The 15,799-nt window shown below is 45.0% G+C and carries 13 protein-coding genes; 8 read left to right on the top strand and 5 right to left on the bottom strand.

Annotated features, from left to right (window positions below):
* Positions 1-33 precede the first annotated feature (33 nt).
* Positions 34-966: a 50S ribosomal protein L3 N(5)-glutamine methyltransferase gene (gene prmB, locus L4D78_RS15080; RefSeq protein ID WP_428467690.1), complete on the bottom strand. Its 933-nt coding sequence runs from the start codon at positions 964-966 to the stop codon at positions 34-36.
* 53 nt (positions 967-1,019) lie between these two features.
* Between prmB and smrB the strand changes: the two genes are divergently transcribed.
* Positions 1,020-1,550 carry an endonuclease SmrB gene (gene smrB / locus L4D78_RS15075; RefSeq protein WP_428467689.1) on the top strand — a complete coding sequence of 177 codons (531 nt, stop codon included), beginning with the start codon at positions 1,020-1,022 and terminating at the stop codon, positions 1,548-1,550.
* A gap of 111 nt (positions 1,551-1,661) precedes the next feature.
* On the opposite strand, the gene L4D78_RS15070 is transcribed toward smrB, so the two are convergent.
* On the bottom strand, positions 1,662-2,024 hold the full coding sequence (locus tag L4D78_RS15070) for a hypothetical protein (protein WP_428467688.1): 363 nt from the start codon (positions 2,022-2,024) through the stop codon (positions 1,662-1,664).
* Between the two features lie 113 nt (positions 2,025-2,137).
* Positions 2,138-2,611, bottom strand: a complete 474-nt coding sequence (sixA, locus tag L4D78_RS15065) for a phosphohistidine phosphatase SixA (RefSeq protein WP_428467687.1) — start codon at positions 2,609-2,611, stop codon at positions 2,138-2,140.
* Between the two features lie 311 nt (positions 2,612-2,922).
* On the opposite strand from sixA, the gene L4D78_RS15060 reads away from it, so the two are divergent.
* Together L4D78_RS15060 and L4D78_RS15055 are read left to right on the top strand one after the other, a co-directional pair.
* Positions 2,923-5,688, top strand: a complete 2,766-nt coding sequence (locus tag L4D78_RS15060; protein ID WP_428467686.1) for an insulinase family protein — start codon at positions 2,923-2,925, stop codon at positions 5,686-5,688.
* A 317-nt stretch (positions 5,689-6,005) separates the two neighbouring features.
* The gene (locus L4D78_RS15055; protein WP_428467685.1) at positions 6,006-6,305 is read left to right on the top strand and encodes a hypothetical protein; all 300 of its coding nucleotides are present in this window, start codon (positions 6,006-6,008) and stop codon (positions 6,303-6,305) included.
* A 55-nt stretch (positions 6,306-6,360) separates the two neighbouring features.
* On the opposite strand, the gene fadJ is transcribed toward L4D78_RS15055, so the two are convergent.
* Both fadJ and fadI read right to left on the bottom strand, forming a co-directional pair.
* Positions 6,361-8,469, bottom strand: coding sequence for a fatty acid oxidation complex subunit alpha FadJ (gene fadJ, locus L4D78_RS15050; RefSeq protein ID WP_428467684.1), 2,109 nt, complete (start codon positions 8,467-8,469; stop codon positions 6,361-6,363).
* Complete coding sequence (gene fadI, locus L4D78_RS15045; protein WP_428467683.1) at positions 8,469-9,779, bottom strand: acetyl-CoA C-acyltransferase FadI; 1,311 nt, start codon at positions 9,777-9,779, stop codon at positions 8,469-8,471. The genes fadJ and fadI overlap by 1 nt, the downstream gene beginning before the upstream one ends.
* Before the next feature lie 637 nt (positions 9,780-10,416).
* On the opposite strand from fadI, the gene L4D78_RS15040 reads away from it, so the two are divergent.
* The 5 genes from L4D78_RS15040 (at position 10,417) to L4D78_RS15020 (ending at position 15,680) form a co-directional block, all read left to right on the top strand.
* Complete coding sequence (locus L4D78_RS15040) at positions 10,417-10,983, top strand: sigma-70 family RNA polymerase sigma factor (RefSeq protein WP_428467682.1); 567 nt, start codon at positions 10,417-10,419, stop codon at positions 10,981-10,983.
* Positions 10,976-11,689 (top strand): DUF3379 domain-containing protein, encoded by a 714-nt coding sequence (locus L4D78_RS15035; RefSeq protein WP_428467681.1) that lies wholly within the window; start codon positions 10,976-10,978, stop codon positions 11,687-11,689. The genes L4D78_RS15040 and L4D78_RS15035 overlap by 8 nt, the downstream gene beginning before the upstream one ends.
* A gap of 306 nt (positions 11,690-11,995) precedes the next feature.
* A complete protein-coding gene (locus L4D78_RS15030) occupies positions 11,996-13,273 on the top strand; it encodes an outer membrane protein transport protein (RefSeq protein ID WP_428467680.1) in 1,278 nt (425 codons plus the stop codon).
* A gap of 342 nt (positions 13,274-13,615) precedes the next feature.
* On the top strand, positions 13,616-14,845 hold the full coding sequence (locus L4D78_RS15025) for an outer membrane protein transport protein (protein ID WP_428467679.1): 1,230 nt from the start codon (positions 13,616-13,618) through the stop codon (positions 14,843-14,845).
* Between the two features lie 190 nt (positions 14,846-15,035).
* On the top strand, positions 15,036-15,680 hold the full coding sequence (locus L4D78_RS15020) for a trimeric intracellular cation channel family protein (RefSeq protein WP_428467678.1): 645 nt from the start codon (positions 15,036-15,038) through the stop codon (positions 15,678-15,680).
* The last annotated feature ends 119 nt before the right edge of the window (positions 15,681-15,799 follow it).

Here is a 15,799-nt window from a genome sequence, read left to right as displayed (position 1 = left end):
AGGCTTCGGTTTTTTATTATTCAGCGTATCAGATTAGTCGCGGTATAACGCAAACTCATCTTGGCACTCAACAAGTTGCTCACGGGTCATCATAAACACGCCGTGGCCACCGTTGTCGAACTCAATCCAAGTGAAAGGAATATGTGGATATTGCTCTTCCATATGAATCATCGAGTTGCCAACCTCACAAATTAAGATACCGTTTTCTTTCAGGTAATCCGGTGCATTGGCAAGGATACGACGAACTAGCTTCAGGCCATCAGTACCTGCAGCAAGACCAAGCTCCGGCTCATGGCGGAACTCATCTGGTAGGCTGTCCATGTCTTCTTGGTCAACATACGGTGGGTTTGTCACGATCAGATCGTATTGGTCTTTTGGCACATCACGTAGCAAGTCTGAACGCAGTGGGATCACCTGCTGCTCTAAGCCGTGATCTTGAATGTTTTGCTCGGCAACAGCCAATGCATCAACTGAGATATCAACAATATCGACTTCAGCTTCTGGGAAAGCATTTGCACAAGCAATACCAATACAACCAGAGCCCGTACACAAGTCCATAATACGCGTTGGACGCTCAGCAAAGAACGGTTCAAAGCTATTTTCAATCAGCTCACCAATTGGAGAACGAGGCACAAGCACACGCTCATCAACAAAGAATTCCAAACCACAGAACCATGCTTTGTTGGTTAGGTATGAAACTGGTGTACGCTCATTGATGCGACGGATCACTCGCTCAACAATGCGTAAACGCTCACTGCTGGTCAGGCGCGAGAAGCGAACTTCTGACGGAATATCCAGTGGCAAATACAGAGTTGGTAGTACAAGCTGAACAGCTTCATCCCACGCATTATCTGTGCCGTGGCCATAAAATAGTCCAGCAGCATTGAAACGGCTGACCGTCCAACGTAGCATGTCCTGTAATGTATGAAGTTCGTTAACAGCTTCGTCGACAAAAATCTTATCCAAAATAGCCTCCGGATGGCGCTACAATACCGCTATAGAGTTGTTGGAATTTCACTATGAGTAAAAAAGAACTTAACCTGAAAGATGAACTAGCACTCTTTCAGGATGCGGTTAAGGGCGTAAAAAAGATTTCGAATGATACCATAATCACGCCGCGCCGACAGAGCCCAAAGGCTGATAAGCCTAAAGTCTCAGCAAAAGAAGCGCTAAATCATGAATTTTACTTCTCGGATGAATTCGAGCCGCACCTAAATGAAAACGGGCCTACACAGTATGCGCGTACGGGCGTCTCTAAGTATGAAGTGAAAAAACTGCGTCGTGGTGTTTATGTGCCAGATATGTACCTTGATATGCACGGTATGACACAGAAGGAAGCAAAGCGGGAGCTTGCAGCCATGATTGCGGCTTGTATCAAAGAGAACGTTTCATGCTGCTGTGTTATGCATGGTATTGGTAAACATATTCTCAAGCAAAAAGCCCCGATGTGGTTAGCCCAACACCCCGATGTCATGGCCTTTCACCAAGCACCGCTCGAGTTCGGGGGTAATGGTGCATTACTGGTATTGATTGAGATCCCTGAGCGCTAGTCTCAAAAAACACCACACGTACGCCAAAACACCATCAGTGATCCAAAACACAAAGGGCAGGAATTTTCATTCCTGCCCTTCTTATATGTATGCTGGCTTTAAATTAAATAATCAGTAAACGTAGCGAGCTAATGCACCGACGTTAATCACCCGACCTTCGACAATCAGGGTAACTTCCCCACTATCACAAATTTGCATACGCGTTTTCATTGCCTGCTCACTGTAATAGTGTTCACAATTGCCATTTCGAGCGCTGTCGATACGAGAAAATATGGTAATACCGCCGCCCGTACTCAGCACATTTTGCGGCGCTGCAAAAGTCAACGTACCGCCAGAGGCCGAAATATGCATTTCTTCACTGATACCATTGGCCCATTTTATTGCACCGTTTGCATTAATACTTGGTGCCATTGGTGCCTGCACACACCCAGCCAACAAAGCGGCTCCCATCAGCAGTAACAATTTGCCTTTCATCGTAATATCTTTTGAATAGTCGTTAACAACAATACCTACTAAGGTATCGACCAGCCGCCTGAAAACCTGAGTGTTTTTTATCACTACTCGTACATTTCAGGGTGTAATGTGTATTAGCCTTCCGGCGTTGCCTGCCACAACAGCTCGCTAGCCTCACTATCAGGGTTATATTCAATCGCTGCAATAGATGAGGTAATAAACATCGGTGGCTGCAAACCGGCGACAAGTTCAGCGGTTAAATACCCGACTAACGGTAAATGTGACACCACCAGCAATGTATCTGGCCGTTCAAGGTTAACAACCGCTTTAATGTAGGCTGCAACATCTTCAGCATCCCCGTACGGCGTTATATCTTCCATCGTCACCAAACGTTTTGGCTCTGGTAAATGCTCAACCATTGACTGCCATGTTTGTTGGGCGCGTAAATATGGGCTAACCCATACGGTATCTAACTCACCATTGAGCTGCGGTGAGAGTTGCAACGCCATTTGAGATGAAAGCGCTTCTCCCCGAGGGGTTAATGGTCGCTCTGCATCACTTGGCGCAAAGTTATGGGCTTCACCGTGACGCATGATATAAATTCGCATAATTCTTCCAATTACTGCCGTCGAAGATTCACTCGTGCGCTTTTTATTTTTACTATCAGCACTGATGAAATGATCAAATCTAACGTTATTATTCTTGCTGCACGGGCGTTCCTTGCTTAAATACAGCGAGATCAAAAGCCATGCTAGCAAGTAACCTTCAACGAAGACAGCCATTCAACCAACTCAATCACTTTTCCGTGACCCCGGTAGGATCTCACTTTTTCTTGCTATAACGAGAAAGCTTATTATTTGCCACCCTTTGTAATGAGCGTCATAATTAGTCTAATTCCTTTTGAAAATAGGCGCTTCCCGTGCATACAAGTCCTAATGACCTAAAGCAGTACCGTTACCTGACTCTCCCTAATGAGCTAAAAGTACTGCTGGTACATGATGCTGATGCACCTCGCTCTGCTGCTGCATTGACGGTAAATGTCGGCCACTTTAACGATCCCCTCGATCGCCAAGGTATGGCGCACTTTCTTGAGCATATGCTGTTCTTAGGCACGGAAAAGTATCCACGGGTAGGTGAATTTCAAACCTTTATTAACCAAAGTGGCGGCAGCAATAATGCGTGGACCGGGACGGAAAATACCACCTACTTTTTTGACGTTAGCCCACATGCTTTTAGTGAAGGTTTAGACCGCTTTGGTCAATTTTTCACGGCGCCACTCTTTAATGAAGAAGCGATAGACAAAGAGCGAAATGCGGTTGATTCTGAATATAAACTCAAGATCAAAGATGATGTTCGCCGTCTTTACCAAGTACACAAAGAAACGGTTAACCCTGAACACCCTTTTGCGAAGTTTTCAGTCGGTGATCTCACCACCCTTGAAGATCGCCAAGATAAATCGGTTCGTGATGAACTCATTGAGTTCTACCAAACTCATTATTCTGCCAACCTTATGGGGCTCGTATTGCTTGGCCCTCAATCATTGGAAGAACTTGAAGCTTACGCTGTTACATTTTTCCAAGACATTCCCAATACCGGTCAAGCTCAGCCCAATATCCCCGTGTCTTTGGTTACTGATAATGAAAAAGCCAAATTTATTACCATCGAGCCAATCAAAGAAGTTCGCAAACTAACACTGTCGTTTACCCTTCCCTCCGTCGACCAATATTATCGAGAGAAACCCCTTTCTTATATCGCCCACTTATTGGGTAATGAAGGTAGCGGCAGCCTAATGTCGCTACTGAAAAAGGAAGGGTATATTAATACCTTAACAGCAGGTGGCGGTGTAAATGGCAGCAACTTCCGTGAATTTACTATTGGGCTAAGCCTGACACCCAAAGGGCTTAAGCACGTCGATAACATTGTTGAAATCGTCTTTCAGTACATTGCTTTAATCAAGCAACAAGGCCTGAACGAATGGCGTTATAAAGAGAAGCGTTCAGTATTGGAAATGGCTTTCCGCTATCAAGAAAAAAGTCGCCCACTCGATACCGCGAGTTACCTCGTGATGAACCTGCTGCATTATACGCCAGAAGATATTATCTACGGCGACTACATGATGGCTGGCTATGATGAGTCCTTGATTAAACAGCTTTTAGCCAAGCTGTCTCCAGAGAATATGCGGCTTGTTTTAGTTGCTCAAGAGCAAGAATACGATCAAATTGCCCAGTGGTATCACACGCCTTACCGTGTTACTTCGTTTACCCTGCAACAACTGGTTCGCTGGAACAACCCGGCTATTCATCCCGAGCTGACATTACCAGAACCTAACCCTTATTTATGTGAGCAGCTTGACCCTCTTCCATTAAACGCAGGGGCAGAGCTACCGCCGCAATTAATTCAAGATTTACCCGGCTTCCGTTTATGGTTCAAACAAGAGCATGAATTCAGGGTGCCAAAAGGGATCATGTATATCGCCATCGACAGCCCACATGCCGTAAGCTCTGCGCGAAATATTGTAAAAACACGGCTATGTGTTGAGATGCTCTTAGAAGCGACTAACGAAGTCGCTTACCCCGCAGAAATTGCAGGTATGTCATATAACCTGTATGCACACCAAGGGGGCGTGACACTTCAACTTTCAGGCTTTAGTGAAAAACAACCCTTGCTGTTAAAGCTATTATTGGAGTGCTTTGCCAACCGTGATTTTGCCCCCGAGCGCTTTCATAATATTAAAGCGCAAATGCTGCGTAGTTGGCGCAATGCCGCGCAAGATAAGCCTATATCACAGCTTTTCAATCAATTAACGGGAGTATTGCAACCCAATAATCCCCCGTACCCGATATTAATTGAAGCACTCGAATCCATTGAGCTTGATGAACTGCCTGACTTTGTTGAAGCCATGTTTGCTGAGCTGCACATTGATACGTTCATTTATGGTAATTGGCATGAAGCCGACGCATTGGCGATTGCTGAAACGCTCAAAGATGCTTTCCGCGTGACCGACCAACTATATGGTGAAGCTCAACGCCCGCTTGTTCGGCTCAATCAATCTGGCACATTAAGCCATGAAATCCACTGCGAACATGCCGATTCAGCGATTTTAATGTACTACCAGTCACGTGAGACAACACCACATAAAATTGCCATTTACACCTTAGCCAATCACCTAATGTCGACCACATTTTTCCATGAGCTACGTACTCGTCAACAACTGGGTTACATGGTGGGTACAGCAAACCTGCCGCTTAACCGTCACCCTGGGCTGATCCTTTATATTCAATCGCCAGTTGCAGGTCCGACGCAATTACTCGAAGCCATTGATGAATTCACCAATGCCTTTGCATTAGTCTTACTCGAACTCAGTGAAGCGCAGTGGCAAGCCAGTAAACAAGGTTTAATCGCCCAAATCTCCGAGCCAGATACTAACCTACGAGCAAGAGCGCAACGCTTTTGGGTAAGTATCGGCAATAAAGATTCTGAGTTTAACCAGCGCCAGAAAGTCATTGAAGCGCTGTCATCACTCAGCCGTGCAGACATGATTAAGTTCATAGTGAATATCATCAAACCTCGCACCGCAAACCGCGTCGTTATGCACTACCACGGGCAAGTGCATGACAAATTACCGCCACTCACCATTGGAACGCCCATTGGCCCGATAGATGATTTTCAAAAAGATGCACATTAAGCTTTTCGCCATATAAAATAGCCACGCAGCCCTCCAAACACTGGAGGGCTTCTAGTATCAATACCTTACGATTTTCCTTTCAGCTTTTTTTATTTTTTTATTATGTCTATTTTATACACGTACATAATTACTGACATATTCTCAAAACTATTCAGTGGCTAATCGCTCGACTATCGGTAATTATTCAATTTAAGACACCTCCCAACGAGGTCGTTTTATTGAACTAAGTATCAATACGACAGTCACAAATGTCTGTCAGGGTCTGAAAATGAATACGGCAGGATGCCTACTTTTGACTTTCATGAAGAGGTTAATACATGAGCCATATCTGCCCCCATTGCCAATTGTCCGTTACTGCACCTGCGGTAAAAGACTACGAAGAGTTTTTTGTATGTACGCACTGCCACAGCGCGCTCTCTCATCATGAGCAAGATATCTTACTTTATGCACTGATGTTTATTGTCGCAGTCACAGCGCCACTCGCTTTCATCCTAAAATTGAATATTTTCGTGGCATTGAGTATTGCTATGCTGGCCTATCACTTTATGCGTCAGCGCTTTATCGAACCTTTTTTCCGCCTGCGATTAGTCGACCTTTATCCGCGCCAAGTTAACTAAAAAAGGCCTGCAATGCAGGCCTCTTTAGTACTTATCGCTTAGCTAAGCTCATGGCTTATGAATAGAAACTTTCCCCTTCATTCGCCATCGCCACTAACTTATCGCACGGTTTAAAACGTTCACCGTATTTATTTGCATGGTCATTCAATAACTCAACAACCTGTTCGATACCCAGCTGATCCATATAACGGAATGGTCCCCCTAAGAACGGCGGGAAACCAATACCAAAGATAGCCCCAATATCACCATCCCGAGCCGAGCGTACTACGCCTTCATCTAAACAGCGCGCTGCCTCATTGAGCATCATCAAGCTACAGCGTATTGCCAAAGCCGAGGCTTCTTCTTTTCGCTCAGGCTTAAGGTTAAGCAGCTTATAAACACTCTTGTCGACTGCTTTCTTTTTGCTGTCGTATCGATAGAAACCTTTACCGCTTTTACGCCCTTTACGGCCATCATTGAGTAGCGTCTCGAATACATCTGGTCCTTGGAAACGGTCACCCAGTTCAGCCACCAGAATTGGCATGATCTTCGCGCCAATATCGACACCCACTTCATCCAATAAGGTAATTGGGCCAACAGGGAAGCCAAAATCAAGCAATGCATTATCTAGGTGCTCGATTGGCTCACCGCTTAACAGTACATTCGCCGCTTCATTCATATAAGGCGCGAGGATACGATTGACATAGAAGCCCGCACTATCACCCACCACTATCGGGGTCTTACCCTGCTTTTTAGCCAGAGCAACTACTGTGGCGACGGTTTCTTCAGATGTGCCTTTGTGCGGGATCACTTCAACAAGAGGCATTTTTTCGACTGGACTAAAGTAATGCAGCCCCACGACATTCTCTGGCCGCTGCGCATTTTCTGCTATTTGGTGAATCGGTAACGATGACGTATTGGTAGCAAAGATAGTGTCTGATTTCGCATTATCTTCAACCTCTTTCACCATTTGATGTTTTAGCTTAAGATCTTCAAATACGGCTTCAACAACCACATCGAGACGATCAAAGCCGGTATAATCCGTTCCACCGACAATCGACATCATCTGCTTTTGCAGCTCAGCCTTACTAATGATGCGACGTTTGCGCTTCTTATCGAGTAATTTGTAGTTGTATGCCATGGCATTCAAAATACCATCGTTCGCAATGTCTTTAATTCGAACTGCATAGCCCTTCGTTGCAGTGACATGGCTAATACCACCGCCCATCAAGCCCCCCCCTAATACGCCAACCTGTGCGATTTTTCTAGGTTGTGTATCTGCACCAGTTTCTTTTTTCATTGCAGTGGTCGCAAAGAAGATACTCCGTAGTGCTGCTGACTCTGATGACATCACTAAGTCACCAAATAACTTGGCTTCACGTGCCAAGCCTTTGGTTATACCTTCTTGCAAGCCATATTTGATCACATCCAAAATAGCTTCCGTCGCAGGGTAATTACCGCGGGTTTTATCACGGGTTTTCTTCGCCGCTTGATCAAATACCAGCGAACGCCCTAACGCATTGCCCCCCATCGCCCTGTCTTGCAAAGAAAGTTGACGCTTCGGTTTGGATTTCAGTGCTTGCTTCTCAGCAACATCCAACAGAATGCTCAACGGGACAGATTCATCAACCACGCCCATTTTTTTTGCTTTCTTGGCACGTAGTTGCTTGCCTGTCAAAATAAGATCTAGCGCATTCGCTACACCAATCAAGCGAGGCAGGCGCTGCGTACCACCAGAGCCAGGTAGCAAACCAAGTTGTACTTCTGGTAACCCCAGACGGGTTTTGTCGTCGTCAGAGCACACTCGACTATGACAAGCCAGTGCTAATTCCATGCCCCCGCCTAAACAAGGGCCGTGGATCGCGGCAACTACATGAAACGGTAAGTTTTCTAATTCAGCGAATAACTGCTGGCCTTGCGTTGCTAACTCACACGCTTCTTCTGCGGTATTACAGGCTGCCAGCATGCGAATATCGGCACCGGCAATAAAATTATCTGGCTTTCCTGAATACACCACCATGCCTTTTACATCAGACTTGGCTTTCAATTCATCCAGCACAATTGAAACCTGCTCACCAAACGCAGCCTGTAACGTATTCATTTTTTCATCTGGCACATCAATTTTGAGCCAAGCAATGCCATTATCGGCGTAAGATAGCGAGAATGCGGATTGTTGTTGAGTCATTATTCAGCCTCCAAAATCATTGCAGCGCCCAGTCCACCAGCGGCACAGGCCGTATTCAATGCAAAACCACCACCACGACGCTGAAGTTCTCTCAACGTTTGGGTGATCATTCTTGCCCCTGTTGCAGCAAATGGGTGCCCATAAGCAAGGGAACCACCAAGCACATTGAATTTATCCATATCGATTTCACCAATGGCTTCACTACGCCCCAATTTGTCTTGCGCAAATTGCTTAGAGCCAAACATTTTCACGTTGGCTAAGGTCTGTGCTGCGAAGGCTTCATGCATATCAATCAAGGTTAAATCTGATAACTTAAGGCCAGCGCGATCTAACGCCATTGGCGTCGCATAAGAAGGTCCCATTAACATATCCGCCTCAACACCAATGGCTGAAAATGCGTAAGAGCGGATATAACCCAACGGTTTCAAACCAAGCTCTTTTGCTCGCCCTTCTCGCATAAGCATCACAGCGGCTGCACCATCAGTTAATGGTGTCGCATTTGCGGCTGTCACCGAACCAAATTTACGGTCAAAAGCAGGCCGTAGCTTGGCATAAGATTCAAGGCTAGAATCTTCACGAATATTGTTATCTTTATCAATCCACTGGCGGTAAGGTTCAGGAAATGCGGTGATCACTTCACCTTGGATCAAACCATCACGCCATGCTTGGGCGGCAAGGGTATGTGAACGGTGCGCCAGCGCATCTTGCTCTGCACGCGTAATACCATGCGTCTTTGCCATCTGCTCGGCCGTTTGTCCCATGCTGATACCCGTTGAGTATTCAGCAACTGCAGGCGGTACGGGCATTAGATCTTTCACACTCAACTTGCTAAGCAGTTTTAAACGCTTGCTCATGGTTCTGGCTTTACTTAGCGCCAGTAAGGTTGCGGCGAAATGCTTTGATACACCAATAGGCAGAACAGAAGATGAGTCGGCACCACCAGCAATACCAATATCAACAGTACCAGAGATAATACTCTCTGCCACATTGGCGGCGGCTTGAAAACTGGTCGCACAGGCGCGAGTCACACTATAGGCATCAGTGCCTACATCCATACCCGTGCCTAAGACGATTTCACGTGCAATATTTGGGGCTTCTGGCATTTGAACCACTTGGCCAAACACCACTTGATCAATCAATGCCGGATCGATATCAACCTGCTGCAGCATCTGGTTAACAACCATTTTCCCCATGTCCAATGCCGGCACACCATCAAAAGCGGTTGCCTGGCGAGTAAACGGGGTACGTAATCCACTTACAACGGCGATGCGCTCACCTTGACGGGTGGTGAGATTCTGGAGACGTGACATCGCTACTCCTTAATTATTGTTTGTCGGGCACGTGGGTAACGGGAGCCAATTGGCAACATTCCCAACAGTGCATTAGAGGTCAGACCACAACCAATTGTAATGCACTTGTTATCAATATCAAACAATTGTTTAAAATATGAGAGGAAGATACGTATCTAGAATATAATTTGATGCAATAAGCCCTTCACTCTGGGTGAATTAATCATGCTTAACGCAGATAGATGATTAATCTGAATTTTGATCAGGAAAGAATATGTGCGGGTAAGAATGCTAAGATAAAAAAAAACCACACCTAAAGGCGTGGTCTGAGTCGACACGGAAGTTAATCCATGTAGTAGTATAAATCAATTAACATAAAGCCAATTGCAAATCAGGCAAGCCTGATAGGAGAAAGTAAAGTCAGCCTTCAAAAGGAAGTTGTCATCTTGCTCAACAGATATTAAGCCTTAATTAACGTTCCTAATCCTCGGAACCTCAACCAACACTTAGTATCAGATGACAGGGGTTACTATAGCGTTCTCACCAAGCGACAATTTGAACCAGATCAATTTTAGTGCTGATTATTGGATGAATCATTAGAACATTGCATAAAACAGCCCAAAAAAAGCCAATGTTCACTCAGTTGATAGGCAATTTTATGATTAAGCAATTTTTTCGTAAGAAAACCCCAGAGTCCTCGGTCTCTGTAGATATGAATAAGCAAAGACGATATGAAGCCCTTGTTCGGGCTTGGCATCGGGATCTCTATCGCTACGCTTACTGGTTGTGTCATGATCCGCATATCGCGGAAGATCTGGTGCAGGAAACCTGTTTACGTGCATGGCGTTCACTTGATAGCCTTCAAGATGACAAAGCGGCCAAATCATGGCTTATTACTATTTTACGCAGGGAAAATGCGCGACGCTTTGAGCGTAAGCAACTCGATTTAGTTGATATCGATGATTACGCGATTGCAGATACGCAGCACCAAGATACCGATAAGGATGCAGAACAGCAGATGCTGCACAAGCAAATTATGCTACTCGCCCCTGAATATCGAGAGCCATTGGTGCTACAAGTTATGGCAGGGTTTAACGGTGATGAGATTGCTGAAATTTTAAACCTGAATCGTAATACGGTAATGACACGCTTATTCCGCGCCAGAAACCAGTTAAAAGAGCAAATAGAAAAACAGTCCGAGCGGAGGGGGCACCACAATGGATGATTTAGAATTTCGTCGCCGTCTTTTGGCCGATCCAAATGACAACAGCCAAGATATGAACGCAGCACGCAATGTATCAGCCGCGAACCGAAAACTGTCAGATGAGCTACTGCAACTTGATAGCAAACTTGAAAAAGCACTGAAGGTTGATGTGCCTGATGATCTTGCTGATCGGATCTTATTTCATCAATCCGGCCAAAAAACCAAAAAACCTAAAAAAGCCAAACTTCACCTAGCACTTGCAGCGTCCGTCGCCTTTGCTTTTGGGGTATTTACTGGCCAATTTAACAACATTACAGACTCGACCGGCTATCAAGCCGACATTGCACAGTTAGCACTAGAGCATGTGCATAATGAAGCGCCTTTTATTGATGGCATTAATGAATCGGTATCACTCCAGCAAGTCAATGCTAAGTTAACCCCTTTCGGCCCTCAGTTTAGTGATTTGCCCGGCCATATTTACTATGTTAATCACTGCGGATTTGGTGATAAAAATGCCCTCCATATGGTCATGGATACAGAGCAAGGAAAAGTAACTGTTTTTGTTGTGCCTGAAGGCTCACCACAAATGACACCATTTAGTGATAACAACATGCAAGGCGTTGTCATGCCAATCAGAAATGCTAGCCTCGTGGTTGTCGGAGAAAAAGGGCAAGATGTGGCGCCTATCGCCAAAACACTGGAAGCCGATCTAAACTGGGAAATTTAACCAACCTGCCCATAAAAACATCAAAAAAACCCCAAAAGCATAACTATGTTACATGCTTCGGGGTTTTACATTCCACAAGAGAATACCAAAAAATAAAATGTTACCTCTGTTGCATATTTAGACATAACCCCCTCAATTTCAAGTTCATTTTATATACACTGCCTTTGCGATTGTTAACTAAGCAGCAACAAGCACTGTTTAGCCACTGGTCTGATTTGTCATAAGAGCATCGCACCATACAATCTCGCCCGATCTGCAGGAATAGCAGATATAAAGCAGTAAAAATAATTAGGAATAACTATAAATATGAACAAGAAGCGTCTGTTTACAAAATCAGTGATTGCCTTTGCAGTCACCATGGCATCGCAGCAAGCAGTAGCTGCAGGTTTTCAACTAAACGCCCAATCCGCTACGGGCCTAGGTCGTGCATTTGCTGGTGACGCCGTTATCGCTGATAACGCATCGGTAATGTCACGTAACGCAGCAGCAATGGCTTTGTTTAGCTCACCAGAGCTATCGCTGGGTCTGAATGCGATTAATACGGATATTGATGTTAAAGATGCCACCTATGCTGGTCCATCAACAGGCTTTCAACCAAGTAGCCTTGATGACCAATCTGTTGGTGATACATCTTATGTACCAAACATTTACTACATCCACCCAATTAATGATAAGTGGACAGTTGGTGCTGGTATTTATTCTAACTTTGGTACCAAAACTGAGTTCAGCAGTGACTACCCTGCAAATGAATATGGCGGCCTGACTGATGTTAAAAGTGTTAACTTTGCACTAAGCGCCGCTTACCGTATTAATGAGCAGTGGAGTGTTGGTGCTGGTTTAGACATCATCTACGGTTCTGGCGAGCTTCAGCGTTCAAATGAAAGTTTAGGTGGAACTCTACTTGACGTTGACGCTGATGGCATCGGCTACGGTTTCAACCTTGGTACCGTTTATGAGCTAAACGAAAACAATCGTTTCGGCCTATCTTACCGCTACAGCCCTGAGATTGAAGTTGATGGCGATATGTTCTTCGCAACTTCAGGCACAGGTAACCAAAATATCAGCGGTGATAAACTTAAAATGCCTCTGCCTGACATGGCTGAATTCTCTGGCTACCACCGTTTGAACCAGCAATTTGCAGTTCACTATAGTGTACAGTGGATTGGTTGGAGCGCATTTGATCAACTAGATACTACTGGTGGAGACACTCTTAATACTTACGAGTGGCAAGATGGCTGGCACTATGCAATCGGTGGTACTTACTACCTGAACAACGACTGGACCCTACGTGCCGGTTACATGTACGACACCAGTGCACAAGATGAGAAAACTTCTATCTCTGTGCCAGACTCTGATCGTCAGTGGTTCTCAGGTGGCTTCACTTATCACCTAGACAGCAAATCTACTATTGACTTTGGTGTGACTTACCTTGTCGGTAAAGATGTCACAGCAAGCGAGTCAACAGCAAACCCTAACTATACTCCAGGTAACCCACTAAACGGTCCTGAGTACTTATCAAGTGTTACAGCAACAACTCGTGCTAACGCATGGCTATACGGCGTACAGTACAGCCGTTCATTCTAATTCAGCGAATAGCATAAGTTAGATATATAGAAGGGAGCCTTTGGCTCCCTTTTTGTTTCTTAGCGCCGTTTTATTTTTAATGCTTTCACTCCCCTCTCAATAATAGCTCTCTCAATTTCAGCTAACACCTCGTCGCTGAAACCCATCGATAACGATACATATGTACGCTGAAAACTCATCTGACCAGAATGTAACGAATAATAAATACCAGACTTTAAACCATTAAATGGTGGGTTATTAGTTATTTACTTCAAACGGGCTCTAGTCATTATTATTAAGTTAAAGCATTTACTCTAAAGCGTATGATTCGCGCTATTGAATTTCAGCGAACATAGTAGACTGATGAAACATAATAAAATTACTTTATCTTTAGCAGCAGCGTTAACACTTGGCATGAGTGCCAGTACCATGGCAGCAGGCTTCCAGCTTGCCGAATATTCAGCGACAGGTTTAGGTCGTGCATTTGCCGGTGAAGCCGCAATGGCCGACAATGCCAGTACTCAGTTCCGTAACCCAGCCATGATGACTTACCTTGACGGTACACAGATCTCTATGGGTGCTATCTATGTTGATCCGAACATCGATGTGAATGGTACGATCAATAACGGTCAAAATGAGATACCAACGACAGCTAACGATATTGCTAATTCTGCCGTTATCCCAAACTTCTACTTATCTCATCGCATTAACGAACAATGGGCAGTAGGTCTAGCGTTAGCAACTAACTACGGTATGGAAACAGAGTTAGCCGGTGACTACTTAGCCACAGGCTTTGGTAACCAAGCCAAAGTAATGTCAGTAGAAATTAACCCGAATATTGCTTACAAAATTAATGACCAATTCAGTATTGGTGGTGGTGTTCGTTATGTAATGGGTGAAGGCCATTTCGGTGCTGCGCTACCTATGGGTGGGCCAGATCTTAAATATATGGAAGGTGATGATACCGCGTGGGGTTGGCAGTTAGGGGCCGCTTGGCAGCTCAATGATAACCATCGCATTGGTGTGAACTACCGCTCTGCCGTTGATCTAACACTGAAAGGTAGCGCCTCGGGCTTACTATATGGTGGAGAACATGCTGGTAGCATGGACCTAACACTGCCCGCGACAGCAGAAATTGCTAGCTTCCACCAGCTCTCTGATAAGTTTTCCATGCATGCTAGCTTCAACTGGACCGATTGGAGCAGCTTCGACAAACTAGAAGCCAATATTCCTTCTTTGGGGTCGACACCTGACCTCATCAAAGAAGAGAACTGGGAAGACAACTACCGTATTGCACTTGGTGCTACTTACCAATACACCAATAAGCTGGCACTACGCACTGGTGTCGCTTACGACACCTCAGCGGTAAATGACGAACACCGTACCCAGACGATTCCAGAAACGGATCGTCTATGGCTAAGCGTGGGTGCAGGCTATCAATGGTCACAGAATCTAAGCTTTGATGCTGGCTTTACCTATATCTTCGCTAAAGATGCTTCTATGAGCGAGTCTGAAAATGGCCTAGGTACATTTGAAGGTGAAACCACCGGCAACGTATGGCTAGCGGGTATTCAGGCTAACTACCGCTTCTAAGCATTCAGTAACGTAGCAACTTATTAAAAGAGCGCCCAGGCGCTCTTTTTTGTTATGTATATCACATGCAAAATACCCTCATACATGAATACAGATAATGTATGGCTGTAAATATTTCATTAGACGTTGATTTATATCACGAATAGAATCACTCCAAGTTGATATTTACTTTTATTCATGTGGCGAGATAATGCTATTAACAACACTTTATATTATCGGCATCACTGCTGAAGCGATGACTGGAGCGCTGGCCGCAGGTAAACGTCATATGGACTGGTTTGGTGTCATGTTGGTTGCAAGTGCGACGGCAATAGGCGGCGGAACAGTACGTGATATTTTACTGGGTCATTACCCGCTAGGTTGGGTGGCTAACCCGCAATATTTAGCGATCACTTGTTTGGCGGGGTTACTGACAACTCTTGTGGCACCACAAGTTGTACGCTTCCACAAAGTGTTTGTATTGCTCGATTCACTAGGCTTAATCGTATTCAGTATTATTGGTTGCCGTGTTGCGATGGATATGGGTCTTTCACCATTGATCTGTATTGTTGCAGCAGTTGTTACTGGGGTCTTTGGTGGTCTTCTACGTGACTTAATTTGCCGCCGCTCACCCTTGGTACTGCATAAAGAACTCTATGCTTCTGTCGCCTTTCTAGCTGGCGCGATGTACTACGTAATGATGCACTTTGCCGTACCGGAAATGATTGCCACAATTAGTACGTTAGTTGTCGGTTTTACGATTCGTGTTGCTGCCGTGCAGTTTGGCTGGAGCTTACCGATTTTTCGCTTTGATGAACTCGATGAAGTAGAAAAGAAACTGGAACCTAAAGCCTAGAGACAGATAAGAAATTTAGACCAGCCGACATGTCCATGTAATACATCATGTCGTTACCACTATCGGTTGGTTACCTGAACGGAAAGGAACTAACGAAAAAGCGAGAGCCAGAGCTCTCG

Source organism: Photobacterium minamisatsumaniensis (assembly GCF_050336695.1).
In the GTDB taxonomy this organism is placed as follows: Bacteria; Pseudomonadota; Gammaproteobacteria; order Enterobacterales; family Vibrionaceae; genus Photobacterium; species Photobacterium minamisatsumaniensis.
This window is presented reverse-complemented; position numbering and strand designations above follow the sequence as displayed.